Origin of the sequence: Geminocystis sp. GBBB08 (assembly GCF_016743215.1) — a bacterium.
GTDB lineage: Bacteria > Cyanobacteriota > Cyanobacteriia > Cyanobacteriales > Cyanobacteriaceae > Geminocystis.
The window spans coordinates 13,744-39,011 of sequence record NZ_VRZC01000016.1 but is presented as its reverse complement, the minus strand read 5'-3'; the positions used below and the strand labels follow the sequence as shown (position 1 = coordinate 39,011).

Annotated in this window: 18 protein-coding genes and 2 pseudogenes; 15 read left to right on the top strand and 5 right to left on the bottom strand. The window is 30.3% G+C overall.

The annotated features are described in order from the left end of the window. The 9 genes and pseudogenes from FWJ34_RS03885 to FWJ34_RS03845 all read left to right on the top strand — a co-directional run. Positions 1-411, top strand: a pseudogene (locus FWJ34_RS03885) (chlorophyll a/b binding light-harvesting protein); the annotation flags it as partial. Positions 412-706: 295 nt separating this feature from the next. Next, positions 707-817: pseudogene (locus tag FWJ34_RS03880) on the top strand (IS5/IS1182 family transposase); the annotation flags it as partial. A gap of 439 nt (positions 818-1,256) precedes the next feature. After that, a complete protein-coding gene (locus FWJ34_RS03875) occupies positions 1,257-1,511 on the top strand; it encodes a hypothetical protein (protein ID WP_308254013.1) in 255 nt (84 codons plus the stop codon). 109 nt (positions 1,512-1,620) lie between these two features. Further along, a complete protein-coding gene (locus FWJ34_RS03870) occupies positions 1,621-1,929 on the top strand; it encodes a putative toxin-antitoxin system toxin component, PIN family (protein WP_308254012.1) in 309 nt (102 codons plus the stop codon). Positions 1,930-2,033: 104 nt separating this feature from the next. Beyond that, entirely contained in the window at positions 2,034-2,867 is an 834-nt protein-coding gene (locus FWJ34_RS03865) for a hypothetical protein (protein WP_308254011.1), read from the top strand. Between the two features lie 73 nt (positions 2,868-2,940). Then, complete coding sequence (locus FWJ34_RS03860) at positions 2,941-5,436, top strand: sacsin N-terminal ATP-binding-like domain-containing protein (protein ID WP_308254010.1); 2,496 nt, start codon at positions 2,941-2,943, stop codon at positions 5,434-5,436. 14 nt (positions 5,437-5,450) lie between these two features. After that, positions 5,451-10,631: a protein NO VEIN domain-containing protein gene (locus tag FWJ34_RS03855; protein WP_308254009.1), complete on the top strand. Its 5,181-nt coding sequence runs from the start codon at positions 5,451-5,453 to the stop codon at positions 10,629-10,631. Positions 10,632-10,680: 49 nt separating this feature from the next. Next, a complete protein-coding gene (locus FWJ34_RS03850) occupies positions 10,681-11,070 on the top strand; it encodes a GNAT family N-acetyltransferase (RefSeq protein WP_308254008.1) in 390 nt (129 codons plus the stop codon). A gap of 127 nt (positions 11,071-11,197) precedes the next feature. Next, entirely contained in the window at positions 11,198-11,317 is a 120-nt protein-coding gene (locus FWJ34_RS03845; protein ID WP_308254007.1) for a DUF433 domain-containing protein, read from the top strand. A gap of 12 nt (positions 11,318-11,329) precedes the next feature. On the opposite strand, the gene FWJ34_RS03840 is transcribed toward FWJ34_RS03845, so the two are convergent. After that, positions 11,330-11,755: a putative toxin-antitoxin system toxin component, PIN family gene (locus tag FWJ34_RS03840; protein WP_308254006.1), complete on the bottom strand. Its 426-nt coding sequence runs from the start codon at positions 11,753-11,755 to the stop codon at positions 11,330-11,332. Continuing rightward, positions 11,742-11,966 carry a hypothetical protein gene (locus FWJ34_RS03835; protein ID WP_308254005.1) on the bottom strand — a complete coding sequence of 75 codons (225 nt, stop codon included), beginning with the start codon at positions 11,964-11,966 and terminating at the stop codon, positions 11,742-11,744. The genes FWJ34_RS03840 and FWJ34_RS03835 overlap by 14 nt, the downstream gene beginning before the upstream one ends. 333 nt (positions 11,967-12,299) lie before the next feature. On the opposite strand from FWJ34_RS03835, the gene FWJ34_RS03830 reads away from it, so the two are divergent. From FWJ34_RS03830 to FWJ34_RS03810, 5 genes are all read left to right on the top strand, one after another. Beyond that, the gene (locus tag FWJ34_RS03830) at positions 12,300-12,809 is read left to right on the top strand and encodes a hypothetical protein (protein ID WP_308254004.1); all 510 of its coding nucleotides are present in this window, start codon (positions 12,300-12,302) and stop codon (positions 12,807-12,809) included. A gap of 27 nt (positions 12,810-12,836) precedes the next feature. Beyond that, positions 12,837-13,190: a ParA family protein gene (locus tag FWJ34_RS03825; RefSeq protein WP_308254003.1), complete on the top strand. Its 354-nt coding sequence runs from the start codon at positions 12,837-12,839 to the stop codon at positions 13,188-13,190. Positions 13,191-13,537: 347 nt separating this feature from the next. Beyond that, positions 13,538-15,283, top strand: a complete 1,746-nt coding sequence (locus tag FWJ34_RS03820; RefSeq protein WP_396231627.1) for an RluA family pseudouridine synthase — start codon at positions 13,538-13,540, stop codon at positions 15,281-15,283. A 40-nt stretch (positions 15,284-15,323) separates the two neighbouring features. Then, complete coding sequence (locus FWJ34_RS03815) at positions 15,324-15,581, top strand: glutaredoxin family protein (RefSeq protein ID WP_308254002.1); 258 nt, start codon at positions 15,324-15,326, stop codon at positions 15,579-15,581. Positions 15,582-15,860: 279 nt separating this feature from the next. Beyond that, positions 15,861-17,357 (top strand): UDP-N-acetylmuramoyl-L-alanyl-D-glutamate--2,6-diaminopimelate ligase, encoded by a 1,497-nt coding sequence (locus tag FWJ34_RS03810; protein ID WP_308254001.1) that lies wholly within the window; start codon positions 15,861-15,863, stop codon positions 17,355-17,357. A gap of 357 nt (positions 17,358-17,714) precedes the next feature. Here FWJ34_RS03810 and FWJ34_RS03805 read toward each other — a convergent pair whose 3' ends face one another. Both FWJ34_RS03805 and FWJ34_RS03800 read right to left on the bottom strand, forming a co-directional pair. Beyond that, positions 17,715-19,982 carry a polysaccharide biosynthesis tyrosine autokinase gene (locus FWJ34_RS03805; protein ID WP_308254000.1) on the bottom strand — a complete coding sequence of 756 codons (2,268 nt, stop codon included), beginning with the start codon at positions 19,980-19,982 and terminating at the stop codon, positions 17,715-17,717. A 123-nt stretch (positions 19,983-20,105) separates the two neighbouring features. Then, the gene (locus FWJ34_RS03800) at positions 20,106-21,914 is read right to left on the bottom strand and encodes a nucleoside-diphosphate sugar epimerase/dehydratase (protein ID WP_308253999.1); all 1,809 of its coding nucleotides are present in this window, start codon (positions 21,912-21,914) and stop codon (positions 20,106-20,108) included. 258 nt (positions 21,915-22,172) lie between these two features. Here FWJ34_RS03800 and dnaG point away from each other — a divergent pair, with 258 nt between their 5' ends. Then, positions 22,173-24,089 carry a DNA primase gene (dnaG, locus tag FWJ34_RS03795; protein ID WP_308253998.1) on the top strand — a complete coding sequence of 639 codons (1,917 nt, stop codon included), beginning with the start codon at positions 22,173-22,175 and terminating at the stop codon, positions 24,087-24,089. A gap of 199 nt (positions 24,090-24,288) precedes the next feature. Here the strand turns inward: dnaG and nadC are convergent, their stop codons facing one another. Next, positions 24,289-25,158: a carboxylating nicotinate-nucleotide diphosphorylase gene (gene nadC, locus FWJ34_RS03790; RefSeq protein WP_308253997.1), complete on the bottom strand. Its 870-nt coding sequence runs from the start codon at positions 25,156-25,158 to the stop codon at positions 24,289-24,291. Positions 25,159-25,268: the final 110 nt, after the last annotated feature.

The following is a 25,268-nucleotide window of genomic DNA, read 5'->3' as shown; positions in this document are numbered from 1 at the left end:
CATATATATGTAGGCGTTATGCTCATCGTTGGTGGGGTATGGCATATTTTGATACCACCTTTAAAATGGGCCAAACGAGTACTTATGTTCTCTGGAGAAGCAATTTTATCTTATTCTTTAGGAGGAATTGCCTTAGCCGGATTCGTGGCGGCTTACTTTTGCGCTGTTAATACTTTAGCTTATCCTGTAGAATTTTACGGACCTGCCTTAGAAGTGAAATTGGGAATCACTCCTTATTTTGCAGATACCGTTCAATTACCTTACGGAGAACATACATCTCGTGCATGGTTAGCTAATGCTCATTTTTTCCTTGCTTTCTTTTTCTTACAGGGACATTTATGGCACGCTTTACGCGCTTTGGGATTTGACTTCCGTCGGGTAGAAAAGGCTTTGGATTCGATTCAAGCCTAAAAATCCATGAGGAAAAGGGTTCAATATACTGGTAATATATTTTAATCTTCTCCTCTCCATACTTTACTACTACAACAGTTGAGGACTAATTTGGGAAAAAAGTCCATAACTTAATTATCAATGATTCTCTTGTTCATTTTAAGAGGAACTTCCAAAAACTGTCAACAGTGAGAAGGAGTGTCCTCTTTTTTCTTTTTAAATACCTAGGGCGTGTCATCAATTAAAACTTAAAAACAGGTAATATATACCTTGAAATAATTTTTTCCCAAAAATAAATAGGATGTGCTAGTTGATTATGTGCCGTTATGCTTTAAGAGATGACTAATGGGAACGAATTAAAGATATCCTTCCCGGTCGAGCAGGTACTGTAGGAGTTACGGCTAAAAATAATCGATTATTTGTAGACTAAGCAACTGATAATTGCTCTAAACCAGCAATTCTTTCCGACAGATCCAGTCGAAAAGTACCATAAGGATTAACATGGGAGAAAAATCAAAGTTTGTTTCTCCTGATAAATTAATCTCAATTAAAGAAAAGCATAAACGAATAAGGGCATTATAATTTCATTTAATTTTTAATGCAGATAATAGTATTTTTGTCAATTATTGTTAAATTAATAGATTAAATATACTTATACTTGCAATGTTTAAATGAAGATTTCTGAAATCCAAGTAATAATGGCTGAAACCTTTAAATACCAAACATTTTAGACACAGATTGCCCCTAGTTGCACGAACCTTCTATTTACGCCTATAAGCAATTTAAAAGAGGCAACCGAATTATATTTAGAGGAGATAAACTAAATAATATTAGTCGTATCTTATTAAATAAAGAACAAGTTAACTATGCCGATTAGTGACGAAATTACCATCCAAGTTACTCCTCAAGTAGCAAAAGCCTATCAATCAGCTACCGAAAAAGAAAAACAACGCCTAAGTGCGTACAGCTTCGCTGTGCCGTCAGGCAACGCATCTCTCTTTTTTGACGAAGAAGTAAAAGACGAGATTGATTTTTTAGGTAAAATAATGGACGAAATTAGCGATAGAGCTATTTCCAGAGGCTTAACACCTGAAATTTTAGCGGATATTCTCAATGACTAACTTACCAAAATATGTTTTAGATACCAATGTAATAGTCAGTGCTTTATTATTTAAAAATAGTCCACCACGTTAAGCATTAGACAAGGCAAGAAAGTCGGGAATTATTTTAATGTCTGAAGTGATTTGGGCAGAAATAAAAGAAGTTTTAGATCGTCCAAAATTCGATAAATATATTACTTCTGGCGAGAAAAAATTATTTTTAATTGAGTTATTTAATAGTGTTAAATTTATTGACGTTACCGAAGAAATTACCGCTTGTCGAGATGCCAAAGATAACAAATTTTTAGAATTAGCGGTTAGTGGTTTAGCTACTGCAATTATAAGTGGAGATGCTGATTTACTGGTGTTGCATCCCTTTCAAGGTATTTCTATTCTCAATGTTAAAGAATTTTTAGAATCAGATTATATTGTCACATAACTAATCTAAATCTTATTTTCCTCATTCGCATTTGACTATAGATTATGTCTCATTTATTGGGATATGATAAACATAACCATTGAAAATTAACCGCAAAACCGATTATGACGAATCCCAATTCAGAGGATAAAATCATTTTTCAGCAATTGATTCAACGTTGGCAGTTATCTAAATCTTCTTTAAGTTTACTCATAGGAGAATATACTCCAATTAGAGATAAATCTGACAAATTTTTTAACAGTTTTAATGATGATATTAAACAAAAATTATTAACCATTAAAGTTTATTGTAATTGTTATAATCATTGTTATATATTATCTGATTTAATTAAACAACGAGCTTATTATTTAGCAGTTTATTTGACTAATTCTACAGAAAGTCAATTAGTTGGTAATCAGGTAGTGCAAATTGTCCAATTATTATCAAAATTAAATATTCAAAACCCTGATAGACTTTACTACTATTTTGAGGAAGTAGATTATCAACAGCATCTTTATAATTATTATCAAAAAAGCAGTAATATTTTGTTATATGTTGGTGCTTGGAATAGTCGAAAAAATATCAAAATAGGAGAATATTTAATTGAAGCCTTACAACTTGATAAAAATAAAATTTCTCCCGAAAAATTGTTAGATTTATTAGAAGATCCCCTCGATGAAATCGTTAAGGAATTTAAAGATAATGGTTTAGATGTCTCGCTAAGTAAATCAGATACAGGGGAAAATAGTATTACCGATGATTATTTAGAATATGAAGATGAGATACAAGAAAATCAAGTAGATTGGCATGAACAAGAATCAGAGCCTGATTATTATCAAGATGATATTGATGATGATGATTATGACTATTATAGTAACTCAGATCCTTATGACGGAGTAGATTGGGGAGATCCTTCTACTTTTAACCAAGCCGCATGGGATCAATTTCGTGATGATTAATATAAAACTATTAATATTTTAAGTTAACAGAATTGTTCTATACTACTATTTAAGAGAAATAAAAAAGTTTATTATGACTGGCTTTACAATAACTCCTGGCGTTATCATCAATCAAATAAAAAGTTTACTTAAGGAAAGATATAAAGAAGGTTTTCCGATTATCAAGGAAATTATCCAAAATGCTAACGATGGAAAAGCTACTCAGTTAGATTTTGGTCTGGTAGGAGGTTTAGGAAATTCCGTAAGTCATCCTCTGCTGAAATGCCCAGCAATATTTTTTCTCAACGATGGTACATTTACACCAAGTGATGCTAAAGCTATTGGCTATATCGGAGTTGACGCTAATGCTGGAAATAAGGAAAAAATAGGAAAGTTTGGGTTAGGACAAAAAAGTGTATTTCATTTCTGTGAAGCCTTCTTCTTTATTGCACGTTCACAAATAATTCCTGAAGGTTGTGGACGTTTTTTAAATCCTTGGTCTGAAGAGACAGGAGATAAAAAAAGACCTGAATGGATAGAATTATCAGAGCAAGATAGATTAAATTTAGAAAAATATTTAAAAGAACAAAAATTAATTATAGAGAATTCCGACTATTTTATTTTATGGATACCTTTACGACAACCAACAGAGGATAATCGTTGTATTTTAGCTAATTATTATAATTTAAACTCTATTCAGACTCAATTCCCTGATAACATGGAGGATAAGATAGCTTCATTATTACCAATGTTAAGGCATTTAAGGGCAGTTCGCTACTGGATACCAAACGGTACAAATCTTCAAAAGAAATTTGCTATTCAAGTTAATCAGGAAGGATTACAACGATGTCAATATCCAAGCCAAACTGCTAACTATAACCAATCAGTAACTAACAAATTGCAAGGTTTAGTTTCTTTTAATAACCCAAATAAACAATTAAAATTTGCGGGACAAGAAGCTATTATATCATCTAGTGAATTTCAACATTTAATTACATATCAAGATTCGAGTAATTTTTGGGACAAATTACAAAATTCTCCATATTGGTCAAAACGTTCTGCGATCGACGATCATGGAGATGATAAGATTGTTCCCGATAAGTCTGTACCTCATTGTGCTGTAATTTTTACTCAAAAAAATAAACAAAATCAATCAGCAAAATTAACGATTCAATGGGCAGTATTTTTGCCTTTAGCTGAAAGTTTAGATAAAGAAATAGAAGAATTTGAAAGTATAGATTCTCAATCAAATTATGATTATAGTGTCACTTTACATGGTTATTTTTTCTTAGATTCTGGAAGGAATAATATTGATTCTTTAGGTGCTATTAGAACGGGGTTATTGCCACATAAAACACCAACTAAAGAAGAAGAAATGATCCAACAGTGGAATAAAACATTAGCTACTAAAGGAACATTAAAACAAGTCTTACCCTCTCTTAAATATTTTGCAGAATATCACCAATTAAATGCTAAAGAAATATATTATCTATGTGATGGTTTAAGAAAATCTAGGTTATTTAAGAGTAATATATATCGTCAAAATATTTGTGAACAAACTGAATGGATTTATTGTTTAACACCACAAGGTAATAAGTGGCAATTATTAAATAAAGGAGCGAAAGTGTTATCCTTACCAAACACTCAAAATATAAATTTATGGAGTGTATTTTCACACTTAAAAAATCTGATTGATAAATCATATTGTTTATTAACATTAGATAATCTTCCTAATCTTCGTTATGAAGGTAATAGTTCAGATAAATGGTCTAAACAAGAAATCAAATGGTTTTTAGATAATCTGAATATACAAAAAGTTTTTACTGATATTTGTGCTATTAAATATCTTAATTCATTTTTAAAAGAAAATTATGATACCAACGAAGGAAATGAAGAAGTAGAACAAAGTCTTATTAAAACTTTAAGAGGAATCTTAACTGATTTCCCATTTAATCAATTTACTGAAGAAAAAATACAAGCTATTAAGGAATTAATTGAGTTTATTGATCATCAAAAACTGATTCTTCTCAATTGTCCAGAATATATGCTAAAAGAGTTATCTAAAAATCAAGAAATAAATGCGTTACTATTACCAGCTAAATTTAATATATCCAGTCACTGTAATTCATTAGAATATCAAGATTCTTTAAATATTTTATCTGCTATTCAAGAATGGATTAATATAACTAAGTTTAGTCAAGAAAATATTTTAAACTTGCTTATACAAATATTAAATTTATCTGAGAATAACTTACTACCTTTATTATCCAATAACCCTAATTTACTATGTTTAGCTGCTCAAGAATATTTTAGTAATAACTTAAATTTTTATTCTTACAATCAATTTAAAAGATTTAAAAGCGAATCTCGTTTATTCAAATCAAAGAATGATAATTTGAGGGCTTTAGTAAATGCAATTCAAGATTTAAAACCGATTATAGTAGAGAAAGAATTTGGTAATTTACTAGAACAAATAAAAGATATTAACCCAATATTTTGTAATATTAACACTTGTCGAGAAATCTTAAGAGCAACCCCACCATTAGCCGATGCTAGTCAAAGAATTAAACTATTAATCAATTTACTTTAAGGAGATAATTCATCATGGATTTAGAAATTCGCTACTTATTACATGGACAAAAACAAGAATACAATAATCAAAAACCACTATATATAATGTCAAATGCTGACAATAATAATTTATGGTTTAAAATTGCTCATCAAGTCTTATCGAAAAAGAAAGAATCATGGAGATTAATACCGACAGAACTATCATCTAAAATTTTATCTGTTAAATATACGTCTTTAGGATTAGAACGTTTTACACAAGAAAATGTTATCAAATTATTAAAAGAAGAAAAAGGAGAAAATTTAATAAATGCTAATCAATTAACTTCTACTGAAAGGGAAACTTTATTAACAGAAATCGGTAAAGATATTAATAATAAAGATTTATGGAGATTATTACCTTTACATGAAAATACTAACGGTGATTTAGTATCAATTAGTAATTTTACTTACTTAGAAAATTCTCGTTATCCACTGAATCCAAAATTAAAAAATATTATTACTTTAATTAAACCAAATACTAAAAATCCTAATTTATCAGATTTGCAGACAAGATGGATTAACCTATGGGATTCAAATTCAGCAATGGAAGTCATCTTAAATCAAACTAATCCTTCAAATTATACTGATTTAATTTTAAATATTTGGAAATCCAATAAAGAATTAGAAATATTTAAACAAAAATATGAGTCAAGATTAAAAGAAACATCTTGGTTAATACTAAAAACGGGAGAGAATATTGCACCTCAAAATATTATCAGATTACCAAAAGAATTAGCTAAATATACAAAAATAGTTGCACAATTAGGTAGTGATTATTATTGTGAAAGATATTACTCTGAAGAAGAATTACAATTATCTTATTCTGAATCAAATAGCATATCCAAATTATTTGAAAGGTGGTATCAAGAAAAGGTTATCGAGATATTATTATCCCAAGAATCTCCATCTGACTATATTGAAATTATTATTGATGTTTTACAGATTTACTGTCAAAAAGATAATCCAAATATTCCTGATCAAACTTTACAATATTTACGAACTAAAAACTGGCTAATAACAGAAAAGGGAAATAGCATATCACCTGCACAAGTAATTGATGTTTCTAAATTTAAAATTGAAAGAGAAGCAACAGAAATTTTAGAATCTTCTGAAAGTCATTATGTCACTGTAGAAATGCTTGATTCAAGAATTAAACAAAATGAAACAGTCTTAAAATGGCTTAAACAAGAGTTATTTATCACTGGGATAGATGCTCTGAAAATTGTTGGTGAAAGTGCAGGTAAATTATCTGATTATTATTTAGGTGAATTTAATGTATCTGATTTTCCTTTAGAGGATGCTTTAGAAGTATTTGAAGGAATTGATTTAGATATTTTACCTTGCTGGAGTTTAATTGAACAATTAGGAAAAGCACATTCAAACCGAGAAGATTGTAAAAAGTATATTTTGCCCTATCTTTTACAACGAATTGATAATGATAAACTTATTAAGTTATTAAATTGGATTTCTGATTATAAAGGAAATAATGAGATAGCGATCGCTTTATATAATCAATATTTACAAGAAAGCATTACAGAAAATCCGCATAATTTTTTACAAGAAATATTGCCCAATATTCTTCTATTAAATTTAGCAAACAAATGGACATCTCCTGAGAGATTATCAGATTATAAGCCCAATTCAACGGCTGATGATTTTTACATTGTCAATGAAACCCAATATAAAATTATTGAAGAATATTTATCAAAAAAAATAGATGAAGAAGAAATAGAATATCACAATATTGATGAATTACAAGATTATGAAATTGAGCAAGATAAATCTGAACTTTTATCTAATTACTTTAAACACTGGAATCATGTTTATCCTGAAACAATAGGTAGTTTTCTCTGTCTAATTATGGAAAACAATCTGAGATTAAAAGAACTAGCACAAGAATATTTAGGAAATACATCTATAGACATTGTTTTACGAGCTTTGATTCCCGAAAAAGAATTAATTAATTTTCTTATTTCAACAAAATCTTTAACTGATAATACTATTCAATTAAATTCTTTAACTCGTAAGAAATTTCAGGCAGAAAGAAAAAAAGACTTATCTCACCTATTTGAATTAAATTATTTAACTAATGAAATCACTATATTACCTGTTCATAATCCCGAAAGTAAATCCAAAGAAGACTTACACAAGTTATTGAAAAAATCAATACAAGAACTGGTAGAATTTTATGGTTGTAATCAGGATATTGACAAATTTTGGGCGAATTTAACTAAACCAGAACAATTAGATATAGATGTAACTAGAAATATCATTCTGCGAAGTGTTCAATACATTATTGAAAGACTACGGGTAAACAAAACTAATCCAAAAATTGGTGACATAATAGAGCAATTAATACAAGCCGAATATGAATTAGAAGGATGTAAACAATACAAGCAAGATTATAGTCCAGTATCCCAAAAAATTGATGATCTTCAAGAAGAACTTGCAGAACTCCTAGAAAATGACAAAGAAGTCGCATCTCACGTTTTAGAAGCCGTCAGAAATGAAATAGCATTAAACGGCTATAGTTATACAAGTATCCCTTTTGAAATTTTCCAAAATGCTGATGATGCTCTGGTTGAGTTAAAAATGATGGCTAAAGATGAACCTTCACCTCAACCTTTACCTGAAAATCGTTTTCAATTCATTTTAAAAACAGAAAATATTATTTCCGCTTCTGGACAAAAAACAAATTTTGCTATTGTTATGATGTATTGGGGAAGACCAATTAATTGTCATAGACATCCTCTCTATCGTAGTAATGATTATAAAAAGAGAGGTTTTGAACGTGATTTACAAAAAATGTTGTCTTTCAATCAATCAAATAAATCTCATAATTTTAACGGTAAAAATGATGATGGCACAAGTGAAATAAAAGTTACTGGAAAATTTGGTTTAGGCTTTAAAAGCGTTCATTTAATTTCTCAAGAGCCTCGAATTTTAAGTCATAGACTTGCCTTTACTATTTTTGGAGGTTTACTTCCCAGTCGTAATATTTTGGGATTAGTTCGCACTGAATTAGAAAAAGAACTGCAAAAATACAATCCTGATTTTTCCGATGCAACCATTATTAAATTACCAATAGATAAAAACCTTAATATATCTTCCGACAATATTATTAATGATTTTGAAAATTTGGTTAGCATTCTTTTAATATTTGCTAGACAAATAAAAAATTGTCAATTTATTAGGAAAAATAATTATGAAGAAAATTTATATAAAGAGGAACAATGGAAACCTCAATTTTTTCCTAACGATATGGAACAAAATATCGAAATAGGTCAAATCACTATTAATGAACATAAAACCAATGTTATTTGTATCAAATTAGAAGATAATGATCTAACAAGTGATTCAGGACATTTATTAATTGCTTTTCATCAACAACAAAATCAAATAAAATCTAGCTTAACTGAGGATATTCCTAACATTTGGGTAACTGCTCCTACAAAAGAAAAATTACAATTAAATTTTATTGTCAATGCTCAATTTGATGTTGATACAGGACGTTCAACTATTAGAGAATCTCAACGCAATACAGAAATAGCTGAAAAGTTAGGAAAATTACTAGGAAAACAATTATGTAAGTTATTTGAACAAACTCAAAATGATTGGGATTATTTTAGAGCAATTTTTCATCTGGGAAATGAGATTACAATCTATCAGTTTTGGGAATTTATCTGGAAAGAATTAATCATTTCTTTACTTAATAAACCAGAAACAGAAAATTATAATTTAATCAGAAAAGTTTTATTAACTCAACATAAAGGAATGGGCTATTTTTTACTAAATTGTCCTGCCTTACCTAATGGTTTATCAGATCAATATCAATGCTTAGTTTCTGCTACAGAAATTAAATATATCATTGATGGAATCTTAGCAAAATATTTTAATCAAGTTTTTGAACTAATAGAAGTTAAAAATCCTTTTTCCAAAAATGTTATTATTAATGGAAAACAATGGCGTGAATTTGAAAAAATATTAGATTTTAATTATTCATTACCAAAATTAAATGCTAAACCTCTTCTATTAATAGATATTTTAAACCACTTAATTAAAAACAAGGAAGTAAAACCAGAAATAGCTAATAAAATAGGAAAATTAATTAACTCAAATTTTCTTGAAGAAGTCAAAACAAATGGAAAAACAGAATATGAAAAATTCATCGAATTGTTAAAAAAAATTGAGTTTTTAAACCAAGAAAATAACTATGAAAATACTAATCAATTGTTAAATATTAATAGCAAGGATAATGAAGAAAAGTTACTATCCGCTTTTGCACCTAATGAGTATATTTTAAGTGATAAATATGATGAATATGGTTTAGCCTTCTTTTTAGCTTGTCGTCAAGAAGAACAAAAACTCAGTAAAAATATTAAAGCAGATTTACTAACAGAATGGATTAAAAATATTGCCGAAGATTTAGATGAAAGGTCAAAAGTTATTCAATATGTATTAACGTTAAAATATGGTGAATTAAAAACAGATTTAGTTGACAAATTATGTGAAGAATTTGATTGGATAAAAAATGGTACTCAAATTGCAAACCCAAATTCTACGCCTGAAACTAATAATAAGCCTTTGGAAGGCGATGAAGATGACGGTACAATAAAAAATAAAGAAGAAGCCGAGAGAATAGGAAAGTTAGGAGAAGAATATGGAGAAAAATTATACAGATTTTTAGATTATGAAGTTGATAATAAAAATAATGTTAATGGCGAAAAAATTAATAATCCTGGATTTGATTTATTATGCTCTAAAAGAGACTTTTCTAATAATGTAGAAATAAAAGTTGAGGTAAAAGCTATTACTTATACGAGACCTCGTATTCGTTTAACAAAAACAGAATGGGAGTTTATGAAACAAAATAAAGAAAATTACGAATTATTAATATATTCACACGAAAATGGAAAACCAATTCAATTAATTCGTATAAAAAATGCTTTTTCAACTATTCAAAAATCTTTAGAACATTTAGATCAAACAGAAATAACATATAACAGTAACGCTAGTGGAAAAATTGAATCTGTCATTGGATTACAACAAAACTCCGAAGGTACAAAAAATGATATTATACTTCATTGGCATAGATTATTTAGAAAATTTTATAATGAAGAAATTGAAAGATATTACTATAATAGTGAAACAGGTTTTAACAAAATTAATATATAAATTTAAAAGATTAAGTAACAATGAGAAATATTGAGATAATCAAAAAAATATGAATAACAAAATTAATGATAACCATGTTATTTTTAAGGAAATAGATCACAAAGATTCAAGATCAGGAATTAGTTTTGGTTTATTTAAACAAGATGGTACACAAGTTGGAATAAGTGTTTGTTTAGATAATTTTAGAAACAAAGAAGAAGACGCATGGCATTTAGACAAGATAGAGATATTTTCTGAATTTGAGAGACAGGGTTATGGCAGTTATTTACTAGATAAAACCTGTGAAACTCTATTTACCAGAAATCGAAAACCTATTATATTACAAAGACCTAGCAATACCATAGCAGAAGATGGTTTTGACCGAAAAAAATGGTATGAAAATCATGGTTTTATTTCACACCCTAATCCTGAAATTACATTTATGTGGAAAGAACCATAAATATTTGTTTATCCTAAAACAACGAAAATATATTGAATTACCATTTGATACTTATATTTCCTCACTTTTTCCCCCTTGATCTCCCTCAAAATGTTAACCTAAAAATTGAATTAATCTTTTAATAAAAATGCTACAGGTAACACAACATCGTTATATTCTTTCTGATTCATCAATTCTTAACGGTGAACCTATTATTGAAGGTACTCGTACTCCCGTCAGGTCGATCGCGCAACGCCACCTTTGGTGATCGCCTTTTCCGTTAGTTGATTTCTGCGATAAATTGTAAAAATTGTCTTGGTGTTAAAATAGGAATACCTTGAAAGGGATGCAATTCTAATAAGTCTTTATCCCCTGTTATAATGTGGGTTGCATTTCCATTAACTGCTAATTCTAAAAATTTATTATCATTGGAATCTCGACAAATCTCTATTTTTTCAGTAATTTCTATGATTTCTGCTTCTACAGATAAACCAGCTAGAAAATCCTCACGAATATCTCTGGAGAGATAACGATCGAATTTTTGACGACTCAAGACATCAATTAGTTCTGATAAAATCTCAGAAGAAATTAAAAGCACTCCCTTTTCTTTTGCTTCTCTAAAAACTTGCATAGTGGTAGATTGAGAGAAAATCAATGCACTTACTATTACATTTGTGTCAATGACGATTCGTTTAGTTGTCATCATTGAGAATTGATTGTAAAATTTCTGGAGTCATTCCATTAGCGATCGCTTGTTGACTTGCTTCTTCCATAATGTCTAGCAGTGGTTTTTGATTAATAGCCTTTTTTAGCATTACATTGAGAAACATACCAATTTTTTGCTGTTTTTCAGGTTTGGTTTCTCGATAAGCTTTGGCAATTTCAGGATCAACTTGAATGGTAATTGTTTCCATCATTCCTTAAGAGTTAACTAGAGAATATCTTTAATTATAATAGTAAAAATCGGTTAAATGAAGTATTTACAATATTAGAGTTAAAATAACTCAGAATGAAATTAAAGTAGATTCTGATAATGGGAAATTACACCCGAAGAAATCTCTAACCGAATGCTTCATTTAAGTCCCTTGTCAAGTATTTTCTGCCCTTGCTTATAGAGAGTGAATTTACAGAAGAAATTAATCATTATATTGAATTAAACCGCATTCCAAACCACTCGATCGCCTAGCTTCATTGTCGCCCCCTCAGGATTTTCCCTCGACATTTTCATTAAAAATACTAAGAAATCACTAATGATTAATCATCTTAAAGATTTAGCACGTTGGTTGTATCCTAAACCTACTGTTAATTATTTATCAGATCATCGAATCGTTTTAATCACATTTCCCCAATGGCAAGAAATAGAACATGATAGGGAGCATCCTACGATCGACTTAACTTGTATTATGCTCAAATCAGAAGATTCAGAAGTTCCATACTACGTTAGAGAGCCTTTATTTACTATAGTAGATGAATATCAAGACTATATAATGATTGGTTGTTGGTATATTAACCCGAAAAGAAAAAAATCTTGGAATGAATATTTAGCCTTAGTTCAATTTACCGCTAGTAGAATTCATCCTGATTTAGAAGATGCAAAAAAAACGTTAGATGCGATAAAACCATGTGCAACAGAAAAGAAAAAATATATGTATTTAGATTGGCAACAATTCCATAAATTATTCACAACTTGGCAATGGATAGGATTACAGGATTTAGGATTGATTGAAATTATCGATGGAAAAATTATCTATTTATATTAATTCATTGATAATTAACTAAATAAAGAAATGTATATTATCGCCGTAACAGGATACAAAGGCGGTGTCGGCAAAACTATCAGTTCTATTCATATAGCTCGATTTCTCTCGGATTACGGCAAAGTATTACTGATTGATTCAGATCCTAACCGCTCAGTGGAAAAATGGGTAAAACAAGGAGATTCAGAACCACCGTTTAAGGTAAAAAATGAAAAATCAGCCCCAGCTCATATTGTAGGTAACGATTTTTTGATACTCGATACCCCTGCTCGTCCAGATAGCAATGAGTTGAAAGAAATTAGTCAAGAAGCTAATCTGACTATTCTTCCTTGTATTCCTGATGCTATTAGCTTAGACCCTATGCTACAGATGTTTAATGATTGAACAGAAAATGCTACTTATCGGGTATTAATATCGATCGCCCCCCCTCATCCATCTAAATCGGCAATTTTTGGGAAAAAATTATTTCAAGGTATATATTACCTGTTTTTAAGTTTTAATTGATGACACGCCCTAGGCAAAATTAGATGTAAATGCCAGTTATAATATATTAAGAAAAGCATTTGGTAATCTTAGGTGTTAAAAATGATGAACTATTATCTGTTAGCTATAACCTATTATCTATTAATAAATTGTTAACTATAATCTATGATCTATAATTTGTTACCTTTTACCTATAGGAATCAAAAAACTTTTTGAACAACCTCTAATTATTAATATTGTTGATTATTTTGAGTTATTTAGATAAATTATTACATCCATTAACAGATTTTGTTTTCGAGGAAGAAATAAAACAAAAAGAGATCATTACTTATTATTATCAGGGAATTTGTCCTCAAACAGGAGTGAGTCTCACATTACCTCGTACTATTTTGGCGGAAAAAATCGCTTTAAGTTTATGCCGTCAATTAAAAGAGATTAATTTTTATACTGTGAAAGGAAAAATGTTAGGGATTTTGATTGTTAAAAATAATCAAGGAAAACTAGGTGTTATTAAAGCTTTTTCGGGATTATTAAACGGTAGAAAAGAAGTTAATGGTTGGGTATCCCAAATTCCGAGTAACTCTGTTATTGCCTTAGCGGAAAATCTTACTCTTAAACAGTTAGATGCCATTAAACAAGAAATTCTTAATCTTCAAAATTTACCTATTCGAGAAGAATATGAACAACTATTGGCTGAATATCAAAATCAATGGCGGAATTTAAAAGCTATCCATCGTCACAGAAAAGAAGTTAGAGATAACAAAAGAAATTTATATAGTGAAACTTTTGAAAAACCAGATTTAATTTTAGGTTTGGTAATTCTCTCGCAAAGGCGCAAAGGCGCAAAGTTTTTTTTTCAATTATTGTTGGAATTTAATCTTAAGAAGAAATTGTATAATTTACAACAAGAAAGTCGCCGAGATGATTGGGAAAGACGAAATTTAAAACATCAGTGGCAGGAAAAATTAAAGCCTCTTGAAGAAGTAATTAATAATGCTAATTTTAAAATTCAACAACTCAAATTACAACGAAAAGAATTATCAAAACAATTACAGGCACAAATGCAAACTGCCTATACTCTTACTAATTTTTCAGGAGATAGTTTAAGTATCGGTAATTTAGTCAATAAAACTTTTATTCCCACTGGTACAGGAGATTGTTGTGCCCCTAAGTTACTTCATTATGCAGCAACCAATAATTTACAACCCATTGCCATGGCTGAATTTTGGTGGGGGGAAAATTCCCCTAATGGCGAAAAAATTGAAGGTAAATTTTATCCTGCTTGTGCCGAAAGATGTCAACCTTTAATGGGTTTTCTGTTGTCTGGCTTACCTACTTTTACCCCCATTGATACACAACAATCTATTCCGATTATTTATGAAGATGATTATTTATTAGTAGTAAATAAACCCAGTGGTTTGTTATCAGTATCTGGTAGAGGAAGTAATAAATTTGATAGTGTTTTGTCTCGTTTTAGACATATTTCTAGGGATAATTGTAATCACCAGCTTACCACAGTCCATAGATTAGATCAAGATACTTCAGGTATATTAATTTTGGCAAAAACTAAAGAAAGTTATCTTCACCTATCTCAACAATTTGCCCAAAGAAAAGTAAGCAAAATCTATGAAGCCATATTAGATGGTTTAATTTCTGAATCAGAGGGAATTGTTGATTTACCTTTATGGTCAAATCCTTTAACACGCCCACGGCAAGAGGTAAATTATGATTATGGTAAACCTAGTGTTACTCATTTTCAGGTAATAACCATAGAAAAGGGACAAACAAGATTACAATTAAAGCCTATCACGGGAAGAACTCATCAACTTAGAGTCCATTGTGCCAAAGGTTTAGGAGTTGCGATTAAAGGCGATCGCTTTTATGGTATCTCAGAGGATAATAGTCGAAGATTATGTCTTCACGCCCGGGAAATTAATTTTATCCATCCTCAAGAAAAAACAATCATACATTTAAACACGGAAACACCTTTTTAACCTCAAAAAATATAACTCTATTAACTATTATTATTTACCGATGAAAATTATTGTTTATAGCAAACCCGGATGTCATTTATGTGAAGGATTAGAAGAAAAATTACGCTCTATCACTGAAATTGAATTAGAGATAGAAATCAGAGATATTAATACTAATAATCAATGGTGGCAAATGTATCAATATGAAATTCCAGTACTTTTTTTAGCAACAAAAGAAGGTGAAAAATTGATTCCTCGTCCTTCTCCTCGAATTTCAGTGGTACAATTGAGCAAAATTTTACAGAAACTTTCCCAGTGAATAATTAATTTATCCTTAAAAAATCTTTTTTATAATATATAGTTAACTTAAGTTGCTAGTTATATTAGGCATCAAAAAGGTTTATTTTAATGAAAAATCACACTAATTTTAGATATTTAGTATAAATAATTACAGTTTAAGCTAGTAACTAGCAACTTGCGTTAGTTATCACTTAATCATCTTCTTTGCGTCTTTGCGTCTTTGCGAGAAATTTTCTTGTATTTTGATTCACCAAGACTAAAAATTAAAATTAATCTTGAACAATAAATCATCAATTTTATGGAATTACGTCAATTATTATCAGATTTGGCTCATCTTAACTTTATTCCTCAACATCCTCACCTAGAAGAGCAAGTAAAAGGTATTACTACTAATTCTCATGCTTGTACTAAAGGTGACATCTTTATCGGGATGCCTGGCACAAGGGTTGATGGTGGTGAATTTTGGCAAAGTGCTTTATTTGAAGGTGCCATCGCTGCTATAATAAGTCCTGAAGCTGCTAGTAAAATACCTCCAACTCCTGAAGATTGTGTTATTGTTAGCGATGATATTGTTAGTATTTGTGCCGATATTGCTAATAAATTTTATGGTTATCCTAGTCAAAAGTTAAACATGGTAGGGGTAACAGGCACAAATGGAAAAACTACAACTACCCATTTAATCGAATTTTTCTTACATCAAGCCCAAAAAACAACAGCTTTATTCGGCACTTTATACGCCCGTTGGCAAGGTTATCAAAAAACAGCAACCCATACAACTCCTTTCCCCATTGATTTACAAGCCCAATTAGCCGAAGCGGTGGAAGCTGAAAATCATTACGCAGTTATGGAAGTAAGCTCTCATGCTTTAGCTCAAAAACGAATTAGAGGTTGTCAGTTTGATGTGGCTGTTTTTACAAATTTAACTCAAGATCATCTTGATTATCATAAAGATATGGATGATTATTTTTCTGCCAAAGCGTTATTATTTAGTCCTGAATATTTGCAAGGAAGAGCCATAATTAACCTCGATGATCATTATGGGCAAAAATTACTAAATGACATCAATGCAGGTCAAATTTGGACTTATAGCGTTGATAATCATCAGGCAGATCTATACACCAGCAAACTTAATTACCAAGCTACGGGAGTAAATGGCTTGTTACATACTCCCCTCGGCAATATCGAATTTTCTTCGCCTTTGGTAGGACAATTTAATCTATCTAATCTCTTGGCTAGTGTCGGTGCTGTTTTACAATTAGGGGTAACTTTAGATGTTATTGCCCAAAGTCTTCCTAAATTCAATGGTGTTCCAGGACGAATGGAAAGAGTTACAGTCAGTGATAACCAAGATATAAATGTCATTGTTGATTATGCTCACACTCCTGACAGTTTGGAAAATTTGCTTAAGGCAGCCCGTCCATTTATTACCGGAAAGATGATTTGTGTTTTCGGTTGTGGTGGTGATCGCGATCGAACTAAACGTCCCATCATGGGCAAAATAGCGGCAAATCTAGCGGATTTAGTGGTAGTTACCTCTGATAATCCTCGCACGGAAAACCCTGAGCAAATTTTAAGAGATATTTTACAAGGTATTCCTGATCATATTGAACCTATTGTAGAAGGCGATCGAGCTTCTGCCATCAAAATAGCTATTGAAATGGCAAAAAGTGGAGATGGAGTCTTAATTGCTGGAAAAGGCCATGAAGATTACCAAATTTTAGGCACAGAAAAAATTTACTTTGACGATAGGGAAGAAGCAAGAAAAGTATTAAAGTTAATTAGAAATGAGGAATGAGGAATGAGGAATTGACATTAATAATTATTCATTATTGATTCTTTCCTATTTCTTAAATTTGGCAATTATCTATTAACAATTAATCTAGGTAGGTTTCAGGTTTCAGGCATCAGGTATTAGGTTACATAATAGAAAATCAAGGTTTTCAGACTGCTAATACTACACAAAAAAAATACCGAAATAGTTTAAAAGATAAGGTCAAAAGTGTTCACTTGAGGAATAAAAATCCTCAAAACTGAGAACTTTTTTGTTAATGTAGTGTGTCTAAACCGTTAATTTTTATAGCCTTCTGATTCTCAACAGCAAACCCTAATTAAACAACTATTCAACAATATACAGAAAATCGTTATCTAATCACTAGTCTTCATCGTCTTGATAATAATTTTTATAGTCGTAATATCCATAATCATAACCATAGCCAACCATAGATTTTTTAACACCGTTAAGTACCATTCCTAAAACAGACATTTTGGCAATTCGTAAATCATTAAGTGCCTGTTGAACATTAGGGCGATGAGTTTTACCTAATCTCACAATCAAAACAAGCCCATCAGAAAAGGGAAGAATAATCTTACAGTCAGAAAATCCGATTAAAGGTGGAGTGTCATAGATAACTAAATCAAAATCTTCCTTGAATTTTTCCATGAAAGTTCGCATTTTTTGAGAAGAAATAATTCTGGTAGGGTTAGGAGGTTTAGAACCAGCAGTAATTACAAATAGGTTTTCTTGTTCTGATACTTCTTGAATTACTGCCTCTAAGGGTAAATCATCTGTGATTAAATTACTAAGACCATTATTGTTTTTAACTCCCAAATATTTATGTATCTTCGGTTTACGCATATCCACATCCACAATTAAAACTCTTTTACCTAACATTGCCGCCGCTTTAGCTAAGAAAGCAGATGTAGTTGATTTTCCTTCACCAGCTTCAGCAGCTCCGATAACAATAGAACGAATGGAACTATCTGAACTTAAAAGATTAATATTTGTGTATAAGGAGAAATAAGCATCAAGATTCGCTAAACTTTCTTTCTCCGCAAAAAGTCCCTTTCCTTGATTAAAACTTCTGGGAATTGATTTATTTTTTTTACTCTTGAAAATTTCTAGACTTTTATTATAGGGGATAATCGCCAGAGCTGGTAAATCTATACTGTTTTTAACGTCATCGATGGTATGAAATGCAGAATCGAGTTTATCCGCAAGAAAACCAAGTAATGAACCTACAAATAAACTAGCAATACTAATTAAAGCTATTTTTTGATTTGTACCTGAAATATTTTTAATACTATCTTGATCAATAGGGGTGAGTAACTTCCATGGAGAAGCCTGTTTTGCTACTTCTATTTGCAGACTTTCGTTAATGGCTAACAGACGATTCAAACTTTCGTTAGCAGTTTTTAAGTCTCTTTGAATTTGAAAGTATTCTTTATTTATGGTTGATAAAGTTTTTACTTGTTTATTAAGGTTTTCCCATGCCATATTAAGTTGTTTTTCTTTTGATCTTAATACTTCTATTTGGTTATTAGTATCAAAAAATTGCTGAATTACATCCACGTTATTAGTAATAGAAGTCAGAAAATCTAAAGATAGATTGGAACTTTTACTACCTAAAATCTGATAAGTTTCTTGATTTAATAACGAAACTAACTCGGCTTTTTTCGATGTCAAGGTTTTGATGATCGGATGTTGAGAACCTAGCCTGACACTTTCTAAAGCTATTTGAGTGTCAATTTCTTTTATCTGAGAAATTAGTTTTAGATAATTAGTTTCTTGGTTTAAACGAGAGACAATTACCCCTTGTTCTGGTGTTAAATTTAATTTATCGGCTAACTCATTACTTAGTTTTTCCATGCCACTAAGATCAATTTTTACATTCTCTATTTGTTGTGATAAAAATCCTGCCTGTGACGATAAAACATCATTTTGAGTGTCAGGACTTATTAAATTATTAGCTTTTTGAAAACGCTCTAATTTCGATTCAAATGTTGCCACATCTTGAAGAACTCGATTTATTTGATTTGCGGTAAATTTTTGTGCTTTAGTCAGATTGCTAATATATTCTTTGGTTTGATATTCTAAATAACCTTTCATGATTTTATTTAAAACAAATATTATTTCTTCTTTCGATTCATCTTTGTAACTAACCTCAAGAATTTTCGTTTTACCTGATTGCTGAAGATTTAATTTGCCCATTAATTTTTTTGCTTTTAATTCAGGATAAAGAGACTGAATTTCCGGGATGATAGTACTCATGACTAAGGGACTTTTTAATACATCTATCTGGCTTTCATAATCTAACCCTACAGGCTTAATCTGTTGCCCGGCAACACTATTCAAAAAATCGATGTTACTACGATCGCTAGTTAAGGGCTCTACAAGAAGTTGAAATTTTCCTTCATAGACTGGAGGTTTTATTAAAATCCATGTTGATAAAGCCGCCGCTAGGGTTATAGTTGTACCAATGATAATTAAGCCTCTTCTTCGGAAAAGCCTGATTAATTCACTTAGATCAATATCATCATCATCATTCTTATCGGGAATATTTGAATTTAAGTACCTTAATTTATTTGCTTCTTGATTTTGTGGAGGTATATTATCGGTTCTTTGAGAGTTATTTAAAAACATAATTTATAATTTTTTTAGTATTTTAATTACACAACGAAAAACGAAGAAATTTAATTGATCAAAAATTTTTGTATCTAAATTAAGGTTAAATTTTATTTATGTAAAAATTTATGGTCATAAAAACTAAATAATTAAGGGATTGTTGAATTCAGGGACTAGAATTTTTAGTTGTTTGAGTACCTCCTCCGAATTTCTTTCTTTAGCATAAGAGAGTAAATTGTCTAAATTTGGCTGTAAAGTTTCCCAGTTTATTATCGGTTCATTTCCTGAAAATATTTGTGGGTGTTGACTCGGACTGCTATTATTAGTATCAATTAATAGTTCTTCATATAGTTTTTCTCCCGGTCTTAACCCTATAATATCAATTTTTATATCTTTTTCAGGTATCATGCCACTCAATTCTATCATTTTTACTGCTAGATCATAAATTCGTACAGGATTACCCATATCTAATAAAAAGATTTCTCCTCCTTTTGCCATCGCCCCAGCTTGAATAACTAAACTTACCGCTTCTGGAATTGAAATAAAATAACGAGTAATTTCTTTGTGGGTTAAGGTAATCGATTTTCCTTCACTTATTTGTTTTCGGAAACGTGGAATTACAGAACCACTACTATTTAACACATTACCAAATCGAACCATAGCAAAAGTAGTTTTTGTGTCATCTTGTGCCGCTAAACCCTGAATGACTAATTCGGCAACTCTTTTACTTGCTCCCATTACATTAGTAGGACGTACAGCTTTATCTGTAGAAATTAAAACATAATTTTTAACTCCACAAGCCAAAGAAGATCGAGCTGTAATCAAAGTTCCGGCTACGTTATTATAAACGCCAATAGAAGGATTCATTTCCACTAAAGGAACGTGTTTATAAGCGGCTGCATGATATACAGTTTCAATATGATGTTTTTTCAAAATACTTTCAAAATATAATTCATCGGTGATATTTCCTAAATAAGGGTATATTGGCACGTCAACTTTTTTTTCTCTTAGCTCCATATCAATAGTATAAAGAGCAAATTCATTTAATTCAAACAAAACTAAGCATTTTGGTTGTAGTTCTACTATTTGTCTGCATAATTCTGAACCAATAGAACCTCCTGCACCCGTTACTAAAACAGCTTTATCAGTGATATTTGTCTTTAATAAGTTTTGATTGGGGATAATTTCTTCTCTGCCTAATAGTTCTGTCATCTCAATATTTTTAATTTCTGACACTGACGCTTTAGTTGATAATAATTCCTTGAGATTAGGTATTGTTTTGAAGTTAATGGGTAATTGTTTAAAACCTTCTACCATTTCTCTACGCCTTGAAGTAGTTAAATTGGGAATGGCAAAAATAAGAGTCCCAAAAGGTTTTTGATCATAAAGTGAGATAATATGATTAGGAAAATAAATAGGCACACCTAAAAGAGATCTTCCTTGTATTTCTGGATTGTCGTCAACAAAAGCTAATAATTTATATTCGGGATTTTGCTCCAAACTTTGTGCTAATTGATACCCCGCCGAACCAGCACCATAAATAACGACATATTCTTTTTGTTGGGAATCTAATTCAAGAATTTGAAGAGATTTAATTAGATAACGAATCATTATACGGGATGCTGTAATGCTAATAATTGAAATAAAGCCATCGACAACGATAACAGATTCAGTAATAGACTCAGAAGCAAATACATAAATTAACAATATACCGACACCAACACTAACAATAACAGATTGAGTAATTTTGAAGGTAATATCTAAGTCTGTATATTTTGTAACGGGAAGATATAAACCAAATAATTGAAATATGAGGACTTTTAAAAGAAGATAAAATGCGATTAACGGTATGAAATTATTAAATAATTCAAAAGTCTCAGAAATATCGTAAAAGAGAGTAAAAGCAAAAAATATAGATAAAAGGGAAATAAAACAATCAAAGCAAGACAAGATAATTTGTTTTTGATAGCGAGATAAATCACTATACTTCGGGGTAAATAGAAATAATAGATTCCAAATAAGCATTTTAGTACAAGATTATCTGATTTGATCACATCAAAATTGACTGGATTAAACTATAAAACATCATAGACGAAATATATAAGATGTTGTTCCTTTTTGTAAAAAAAATAGTCTATAATTACCTCATTCTAAATTTTCCCTGACGGAAATGCTACAAATCAAATAGAATTCCTATATTTGGATATTGTGAAAAACATTAATCTTCATCCTGATACCGTTACCGAAGTTAAAGAAAGAGTTGACTTAGTTGAAGTAGTATCAGATTATGTCGTCATGCAGAAAAAAGGACGAGATTTTGTTGGTTTATGCCCATTTCATGACGAAAAAAGTCCTAGTTTTACTGTAAGCCCTAGTAAGCAGTTATATTATTGTTTTGGTTGTGGTGCTGGAGGAGGAGCAATTAAATTTTTGATGGAGATAGGAAAACAGTCTTTTCGGGATGTTATTTTTAATCTGGCACAACGTTATCAAATACCGATAAAAACTTTAGCACTAGAAGATCAAGAAGAGATACAAAAAAAAATTTCTTTAAGAGATCAATTATATGAAATTTTCGCAATCGCTACTAATTTTTATCAACATAGTTTACGGCAAAAAAAAGGTGAAGAAGCTTTAAAATATCTTGAAAATGAACGTCATTTATCTAGGGATAATATTGAAAAATTTAAACTAGGTTATGCCCCTGATGGTTGGGAAACTTTATATCATTATTTAGTAGAAATTAAACATTATCCTATTATTTTAGTTGAACAAGCAGGGTTAATCAAAAAAAGATCTAAAGGTGAGGGTTATATTGATTATTTTCGTCATCGTTTAATGATTCCTATTCAAGATGTTAATGGAAGAATTATTGCTTTTGGTGCGAGAAGTTTAGATGGAAGTGAGCCTAAATATTTAAACTCTCCCGATACAGATTTATTCTCTAAAAGTAAGACATTATTTGCTTTAAATTTTGCACAAAAAAGTATTGTTAAACAGAATAAAGTTATTGTTGTTGAGGGTTATTTTGATGCTATAACTCTTCATACTTATGAAATAAATAATGTTGTTGCAGTTTTAGGAACAGCATTAACAGAACATCATATCAAATTACTATCTCGTTATACTGAATCAAAGGAAATCATTATTAATTTTGATGCGGATAAAGCCGGATTAAAAGCTACTCAAAGGGCAATTAAAGAAGTAGAAAATTTAGTTTATAGTGGACAATTAACCTTAAAAATATTAAGTATTCCTAATGGTAAAGATGCCGATGAATTTTTGAAATCTGGTGAAGATACAAAAAATAAATATCAAGAATTAATTGATAAATCACCTCTATGGTTAGATTGGGAAATCGAGCGAATTATTAATAGTAAAAACTTACAAAATAGTGCAGATTATCAGTTGGTTTTTCAAACTTTAGTAAAATTATTAAATAAAATAAGTAATAATGCCACTAGAGATTATTATTTATCCTATTGTGCGGAAATTTTAAGCAATAAAAAAAGTCAATATTCAGGATTAAATAGTCAAGACTTTAAAAATATTCTTCAAAGTTTACAGTTTGCCCTTAAACAAAATAATTATTATACATCTAACAGGAAAAAACCCTATAAAACTTTTAATAAATCTCTCCAAAATAATCAAGTAGAACTATCAGAGTTTTTGTTATTATTAATTTATCTTCATTGTCCTGATTATCGAGAAGTTATTATTAATCAATTAGAAGAAAAAGATCTAGTTTTTAGTTTAGCTTCTCATCGTTTTTTATGGCAACAAATTAATCAAATTTCTCTTAATTTAAGCAATGATAATGATTATAATTCTTTATTAAATACTGTCCAAGAAAATATGGTTAATAATCTTGATATGGCAAAACAATTAGCTCATTTATTTAATCTTAGTGAAAATAATCAACAACTTTTATTTCAACCTGAGCATTATATTCAAGCTGCGATCGCCTGTTTAGAAACAGTTAAACTAGAAAAATATAAGCAATATTGTCAACAAAAATTCTCAGAATCAAATCAAGAAAAAGATTTAACAAAAATGAACTATTATCATCAAGAAATGATAGCGATAGAAGCACAATTAAATCAATTAAAATCATTTAGAATTTAGAATTTAGAATGAGAAAGCAAAAAGTCAACCTATACTCACTTAGTAAGGGAATAAAATATACTGGTGAGGGTGGGCAAAAGGCACTGTTGCTACAGGCAAGAGAAGTTTTTGAAATACTCAAATTATAACCTTGGCTAGTATAATCTTCTAGTCACCTAATCACCTCATCTCCTCCTAGTCACCTAGTTTCCCCGCCATCCTACTTATGACTTGATTCAAATTTCATGCTAATATCTAACCAAGGCGATCGAGTAATAGTAGCACTTGTTGAGATATAATCAACTCCAGTAGAGGCAATTTCTGCAATATTAGCTAATGTGACGTTACCAGAGGCTTCAATTTTAATCAAGGGGTTTTGTTGTCGAATGAGTTTTACCGCCTCAGTCATAGCCGTTACCGTCATGTTATCTAACATAATAATATCAGCTTGATGGGCGATCGCTTCTTTTACTTCTTGTAAATTACTGGTTTCTACTTCAATGGTTAAAGGATAAGGCATAGTTTTCCTAATTAAAGTAATGGCGTTAGAAATACTACCGGCACCTTGAATATGGTTATCTTTAATCATGATGGCATCATCTAAACCCATTCGATGATTAATAGCGCCGCCAACACTAGAAGCATATTTTTCTAAAATTCTTAAACCGGGAGTAGTTTTACGAGTATCAACTAATTTAGCAGGATAGTTTTTGATTGCCTCTACATATTTTCTTGTCATAGTAGCAATACCACTTAAATGCATGACTATATTTAAAGCAACTCTTTCTCCAGTAAGTAAGGCTGACATTTTGCCCTTAAATTCGACTATTTTTGTATTTTGTGCCTGTTTTTCTCCTTCTAAGGCTAAATTTTGCCATGTTATTTCACTGTCTAATAACTTAAATACTTTTTCAGCAATAGGTAATCCGGCTATCACGCCTTCCTCTTTTATTATCCAAAATGCCTTACCTTGAGGAGATTTTACTGGAAAAATACCATCAGTAGTGCGATCGCCTCTACCAATATCTTCCAATAACCAATCACGCAAAAGAGAGTCTAAAATCAGAGAAGAAGGCAAAGTATAATTCATGATGAAGAATTAGGAATTAGGAATTAGGAATTAGGAATTAGGAATTAGGAATTAGAAGACTAGAAGATTCTTATGACTAGGAGAATTAATTAGGCAGCAAGATGCCTATT

Excerpts from the sequence above, each read along its gene's own strand:
- FWJ34_RS03850 (WP_308254008.1), top strand. The coding sequence starts at position 10,681 with ATGAATAACAAAATTAATGATAACCATGTTATTTTTAAGGAAATAGAT.
- FWJ34_RS03810 (WP_308254001.1), top strand. The coding sequence starts at position 15,861 with ATGGAATTACGTCAATTATTATCAGATTTGGCTCATCTTAACTTTATT.
- FWJ34_RS03855 (WP_308254009.1), top strand. The coding sequence starts at position 5,451 with ATGGATTTAGAAATTCGCTACTTATTACATGGACAAAAACAAGAATAC.
- FWJ34_RS03860 (WP_308254010.1), top strand. The coding sequence starts at position 2,941 with ATGACTGGCTTTACAATAACTCCTGGCGTTATCATCAATCAAATAAAA.
- FWJ34_RS03875 (WP_308254013.1), top strand. The coding sequence starts at position 1,257 with ATGCCGATTAGTGACGAAATTACCATCCAAGTTACTCCTCAAGTAGCA.
- FWJ34_RS03835 (WP_308254005.1), bottom strand. The coding sequence starts at position 11,966 with ATGATGGAAACAATTACCATTCAAGTTGATCCTGAAATTGCCAAAGCT.
- FWJ34_RS03805 (WP_308254000.1), bottom strand. The coding sequence starts at position 19,982 with ATGTTTTTAAATAACTCTCAAAGAACCGATAATATACCTCCACAAAAT.
- nadC (WP_308253997.1), bottom strand. The coding sequence starts at position 25,158 with ATGAATTATACTTTGCCTTCTTCTCTGATTTTAGACTCTCTTTTGCGT.
- FWJ34_RS03825 (WP_308254003.1), top strand. The coding sequence starts at position 12,837 with ATGTATATTATCGCCGTAACAGGATACAAAGGCGGTGTCGGCAAAACT.
- FWJ34_RS03830 (WP_308254004.1), top strand. The coding sequence starts at position 12,300 with ATGATTAATCATCTTAAAGATTTAGCACGTTGGTTGTATCCTAAACCT.
- FWJ34_RS03815 (WP_308254002.1), top strand. The coding sequence starts at position 15,324 with ATGAAAATTATTGTTTATAGCAAACCCGGATGTCATTTATGTGAAGGA.
- FWJ34_RS03870 (WP_308254012.1), top strand. The coding sequence starts at position 1,621 with ATGTCTGAAGTGATTTGGGCAGAAATAAAAGAAGTTTTAGATCGTCCA.
- FWJ34_RS03840 (WP_308254006.1), bottom strand. The coding sequence starts at position 11,755 with ATGATGACAACTAAACGAATCGTCATTGACACAAATGTAATAGTAAGT.
- FWJ34_RS03845 (WP_308254007.1), top strand. The coding sequence starts at position 11,198 with ATGCTACAGGTAACACAACATCGTTATATTCTTTCTGATTCATCAATT.
- FWJ34_RS03865 (WP_308254011.1), top strand. The coding sequence starts at position 2,034 with ATGACGAATCCCAATTCAGAGGATAAAATCATTTTTCAGCAATTGATT.